Genomic DNA, 4,620 nt, shown 5'->3' with positions numbered 1-4,620 from the left:
ATTTGTGGGTTTTTGGGTGTGCGGTGTAATGGTTTTGCGTGGTTCCGGCTGCCGCCCCAAAACGGCCACTCCGCCTCCCCCCGTTCCCGGGAGGGCGGGCGGCAGCCACAACTTCTCAACCTCCCTCAACTTCTCAACTTTTAAAGAGGTAGGCAAACTGTAAAAATCGTTTCGCCCGGTTTTGATTTTACATTGATTTCGCCGTGGTGTTTCAGTACAATGCGACGGGTGATTTCGAGCCCCATGCCGGTGCCTTTGCCCACTTCTTTGGTGGTGAAGAACGGGTCAAAAATTTTGTTGAGTACCGTTTCAGGAATGCCCGCGCCATTGTCGATGATGTCGACTATCGCTTTGTGGTTCTTGGTATAGGTATGCACTTTCAACACGCCATTGGTAGCGGGGATAGCATCGATGGCATTGTCGATCAGGTTGGTCCAAACCTGGTTGATCTGGCCGGGGAACACCTTGACCAAAGGCATCTCCGGGTCAAAATCCTTAATCACCTGAATGCCTTTTTCCTTGAACTGGTGCTTGAGCATGATCATCGAGCTGCGGATGCCTTCGTGCAAGTCGCTGGGCTGCAAGTCCTGGCTTTGGTCCATGTGGGTGTATACTTTTACAGAACCTACCAAACTTCCGATCCGATCTGCCGACTCCCGGATTTCCTGTACCAGCCGCTCCATACTCAAGGTACTTTCAACCCACCACATCATTGGGCTGAGTTCTTTCGCGTTGAGGGCTTTTTTCATGGCTTCAGCATCTTCAAGGTGCAAGCCAAAATCGAGGAAGGTTTCTGCGATGTCGTCCGCATTGTCGACACCGTGGTCTTCAAACCAGTCCAGCAGTTCATCCTTACAATCTTCCCGCTCCAGCAGGCTCAGTTCTTTGATGGGGCCCTGACGGGCTTTGGCAAAGAGGATTTCGTTCAGTGCATCTGTCTCCTCCGGAGTCACCCGCATGGTGATGATCGACTTGAAACGTTCGGGAGACTGGTGCAGCCGTTGGTACAATTCATCGGCACTACGTACCAGGGCAGCAGCGGGATTGTTGAGTTCATGCGCCAAACCTGCCGACAGTTTGCCTAGTGACATCAATTTTTCCTCCTGCAAACGTTGCTCGGTGAAAGTTTTGATGCGGGAAGACATGGCAGCCACCAGGTTTTGGGTCAATTCATAACTCACGCTGGCCATTTCCACGAAACAATTGCGGTGCAAGGCCAGGATCTCCAAATCATTGACTGCAATACCGAAACCCGTATATTTTTTCATGCGGGAGAAGGGTAACAAACCAGTAACGCTACCAGGGCCACCCTCGTTGACGTCGCGAAACTCGTTGCCTTGTTTGGCCCGCAGCAAGTACGTTCCCTTTACCGTGAGGAACATGTGCTCCGCAGGTTCCTCCGACTTCAGGAAGGTTTCGGCATCGTGGTACAAACGATACTCGGCGTGGTCGATCAGCCATTGGATGGCTTCGGGAGCAACTCCTTCGAATAATTCCAATTGTGCCAGAGTGGCCAACAAATCGGGGTGTTTATCAATGATTTTCACAGTGAATCATTCAATTGTGTAGGGAAAAGGGTATGCTAAACCATCATTCAATACGGGTAAAAAATATTCTCCTCGTAACACCACAACCAAGTTTCCCCCGGCTCGGCAGAGCTGACCACGGGGTGTCCACTGGCATGGAAATGTTTGGTCGCGTGTTTGTTGGGCGAAGAATCACAGCAGTGCGTTTCGCCGCAGGTCTGGCAGGTACGCAGGTGCACCCAATGGCCACCTGCTTTGACACACTCGACGCACTCATGGGCTTTGGCCGTTTTGACTGCATCGAGTGGGGGCATATGTTGACAAGGTTCTTTTGCCATGTTTGCTTGGTTTATTCGTATTAGTCTGGCACCCCACCTTCGGTGGAGTGCTTTTTAGATTTAGCCACAAATGACACAAATTTTCACAAATTATGTCACGAACTTCGTTCGTGTCGGAAGCACAAACGCAAGTTTGTGCTACAATTTGTGAAAATTTGTGTCATTTGTGGCTGAAAAAAAATTGCCTCGCCTCGCCGAAGGTGAGGCAACTATTACGTTTATTCAACAATAAATAAGGCATCGGTAAAATACTGTTTTTGACCCTGAAAATAAGCCAATACCTTCAACTGCGCATCAGCGGCCAGGGATTCAATTTCGGCAAAATCAAATTTTTTGGACAACTCCATATCGATCGCTTCCCAGGCGGCAAAGTCTATATTGACATCCAGGTCTTTGATGTACACTGTTTGTGCAATCGTACTCAGGAGGTAACTTTTGGTATGGCCCGTAGTAGGTTGATACAATGGCCAATGCAAAAAAGTTTGTGGATCAAAATTTGCACCCAGTTCCCGATTGATGCGCAAGAGGTGATTGTGGTTAAAAGCTCGGGTCACTCCGGCTGCATCGTTGTAGGCGGCCAGGATAATGCTCGGGTCTTTTTTGAGGTCAAAACCAACCAGCAGCAAATCGCCCGGTGACAACTCAGCCCGCAGTCGCTGCAAAAATGCGCGCGAATCTGCCAGAGTCATATTGCCAATGGTCGAGCCTAAAAACAACACCAGTTTGCGTCGGCGGGTTTCCGCAGCAGGCATTTGGTGCAAAGCGCTGAAATAATCACCTTCCAGTGGAACAACGGGCAAATCGGGCCACAAGGCACTCAGCGTTTCTTGCAAATGCACCAAAATATTGGCAGAAATATCCACTGGCAAGTAGCGGAATTGTAGCGCTTGCTTTTGAAACTGCTCCAGCAGAATGCGGGTTTTGAGTCCATCGCCAGCCCCCAATTCGATAAGATCAAAAGGAGCCTCGCCCAGGTATTGCGCCAAATCCCCGGCGTATTGACGCAGGATTTCATCTTCGCAGCGGGTGAGGTAATACTCCGGCAATTCCATGATGTTTTGAAAAAGCCGATCTCCCGCCGCGTCGTAGAAGTATTTGGACAACAAATATTTGGGTTGGCTGCTCAGGCCCTTGAGGGTGTCCTGAGCAAAAGCAGACAATTGTGTATTTGTTTCAGTGGTCGATGTCATTCAATAAGCTTTAGTTGTAGGGCAAACATAAGGCCTCTTTAGCGTGCCAAACGGATTCCGGTGAATTGCCAACGTTTGTCGGTTTGGAAAAAATTGCGGTAAGTGATGCGCATGTGCGATTGCGGTGTAGCCACTGAACCACCGCGCAAGACCATTTGATTGATCATAAATTTGCCGTTGTATTCTCCCAAAGCCCCTTTGAAACGCGGGTAATTGGGGTATGGTAAATAGGCGCTCGCCGTCCACTCCCAGGCATCGCCTAAAAATTGGGTGGCCTCGGTTTCGCCAACGCCCTGTGGGTGCCAATGGTTTTGCTCCAGGAAATTGCCTTTGATCTGCGGCTCCGTCAACCTGCAAGCCACCTCCCATTCCTGTTCGGTAGGCAAGCGCAAACCCTTCCAGCGCGCAAAGGCATCGGCTTCAAAATAACTGATGTGGGTGACGGGCAGGCTGAGGTCCACAGGCTTGAAGCCCTGCATGGTGTAATGGTGCCAGTGTTGTCCATCCACGGTGTACCAGTAGAGCGGTGATTTGCTCTCCAGGGTTTTTACCCAGTCCCAGCCTTCGGCCAACCAGTATTCGTAGTTGTCGTAACCACCTGCAAGCATAAATTCCAGGTATTCGCCATTGGTGATCAAACGATCCTGGATGGCGTATTCCTGGAGGTAAACCTGATGGGCGCTGAGTTCATTGTCCCAACAAAAGCCTTCACCTTCATGGCCAATCTGGTACATTCCCGCATCCACTTCAATCCACCCCGCCGGACGTGCAGAGTGCCCTTGTTCAACGTTGCTTGGATCGTAGGCTGGAAAAAGAGGGTTGTTGCCCAAGATGTATTTGATGTCAGTCACCAGCAGTTCCTGGTGCTGTTGTTCGTGTTGCAGGCCGATTTCAAGGGTGAAACGGGCTTCGTTGGCCCATGCTTCGCTGCTGTTTTCAATTTGATCAATCAACTCCCGCAGGTGCCGATCCACATGTTGCCGAAACTGGTAAATGTCTTCCACTGATGGGCGGGTCATGTTCCCACGATGGCTGCGGTTTACCCGTGGTCCCTGGCTTTCGTAATAACTGTTGAAAAAATAGGGATATTTTGAATTGAATACTTCGTAATCCTTAAGATAAGGCACGAGCAAAAAGTTTTCAAAAAACCAGGTCGTATGCCCCAGATGCCACTTGGGTGGACTCACGTCGGTGATGGGTTGCACCACGTAGTCTTCGGTGGCCAAGGGGGCGCACAATTGTTCGGATTGCTGGCGCACCTGGGTATAGCGGGTACGCAGGGAAATATGGGTAGCTGTTGGCATCATGGATTTGGGTTGGAATAAATATAATGGAATGAAGGGGGAAATAGTTTAAATGGTGTTTTTAGGTAATTTGTCTTTTTAAAAGTCAGCTACAAAGCCAGCAAGCCAAAAATCCCCCCATTTTTTTCCTATCTTTACCCCCCTAAAAAATCCACAGACCGTGAATTACCTGACGCTGGAAAACGTGACCAAGACCTACGGGGAAAAAGTACTCTTCCAAAACATCAACCTGCAAGTCAACAAAAACCAAAAAGTGGGACTC

4 protein-coding genes are annotated in these 4,620 nt (G+C 49.6%); all 4 read right to left on the bottom strand.

Annotated elements, in window-relative coordinates; translation table 11 throughout:
* Positions 1–140: 140 nt before the first annotated feature.
* The 4 genes from SFV55_RS09275 to egtB all read right to left on the bottom strand — a co-directional run bounded on the left by SFV55_RS09275 (position 141) and on the right by egtB (position 4,358).
* On the bottom strand, positions 141–1,547 hold the full coding sequence (locus SFV55_RS09275) for an ATP-binding protein (protein ID WP_320029211.1): 1,407 nt from the start codon (positions 1,545–1,547) through the stop codon (positions 141–143).
* 47 nt (positions 1,548–1,594) lie between these two features.
* Positions 1,595–1,864 (bottom strand): UBP-type zinc finger domain-containing protein, encoded by a 270-nt coding sequence (locus tag SFV55_RS09270; protein WP_320029210.1) that lies wholly within the window; start codon positions 1,862–1,864, stop codon positions 1,595–1,597.
* Between the two features lie 218 nt (positions 1,865–2,082).
* Complete coding sequence (egtD, locus tag SFV55_RS09265; protein ID WP_320029209.1) at positions 2,083–3,054, bottom strand: L-histidine N(alpha)-methyltransferase; 972 nt, start codon at positions 3,052–3,054, stop codon at positions 2,083–2,085.
* Positions 3,055–3,092: 38 nt separating this feature from the next.
* Complete coding sequence (egtB, locus tag SFV55_RS09260) at positions 3,093–4,358, bottom strand: ergothioneine biosynthesis protein EgtB (protein WP_413776698.1); 1,266 nt, start codon at positions 4,356–4,358, stop codon at positions 3,093–3,095.
* Positions 4,359–4,620: the final 262 nt, after the last annotated feature.

This window comes from Haliscomenobacter sp., from assembly GCF_033763495.1.
Taxonomy (GTDB): domain Bacteria; phylum Bacteroidota; class Bacteroidia; order Chitinophagales; family Saprospiraceae; genus Haliscomenobacter.
This window is presented reverse-complemented; position numbering and strand designations above follow the sequence as displayed.